This window comes from Rhodococcus sp. 14C212, from assembly GCF_011058195.1.
GTDB classification, from domain to species: domain Bacteria; phylum Actinomycetota; class Actinomycetes; order Mycobacteriales; family Mycobacteriaceae; genus Rhodococcus; species Rhodococcus aetherivorans.
In genome coordinates this window covers 1-507 of sequence record NZ_JAALEH010000231.1, presented here as the reverse complement: position 1 = coordinate 507, position 507 = coordinate 1, and the positions used below count along the sequence as shown (strand labels likewise).

Annotated in this window: 1 protein-coding gene; it reads left to right on the top strand. The window is 73.6% G+C overall.

All coding sequences use genetic code 11. From position 1 onward, the window contains the following. A partial coding sequence (locus G6038_RS30850) for a DUF6319 family protein (protein ID WP_240918901.1) occupies positions 1–401 on the top strand: 401 nt, incomplete at its 5' end. Positions 402–507 lie beyond the last annotated feature (106 nt).

Sequence of the window (507 nt, the reverse complement as noted above, 5' to 3'; positions counted from 1 at the left end):
GCTCGTCGTCCCCGGCATCCACCCCCGCCACGAAGGAGACCACCCCCGTGCCGCCGACCGCACCCGAACCGCAGACCGGCGCGACCCCGAAGCCGAAGGCGGCGCCGCGCCGGCCCAAGAAGCAGCCCGGCGTGACCGTCACCATCACGATCGATCCCGAGCAGGAGTGGACGGTCGGTGTCGCGCAGGGCACCCGGCGCCTGAGCAAGGCCAATCCCGTCAGCCCCGACGCCGTGGAGCGCGCCGTGCTCGAGCTCGGCGACGAGGCGGCCCTCGAGGCGGTCCGGTCCGTGATCGACGCGGCGCGCCAGGCGGCGGAGGAACGCGTCGCGCAGCTCAGCCGCGAACTCGAGGAGGCCAGAAAGGCGTTGGAGAGCCTGGGATCGGGCCCGACCGGGTAGTCTGATCCGCTGATGCGGCCGGAACCGGCCGGGCGGGAGGGCTCATGTTCAAGCGCGTTGCGATGGCGATCGTCGCGGGGGTCGCACTGCTGGCAGGTGGGACGGG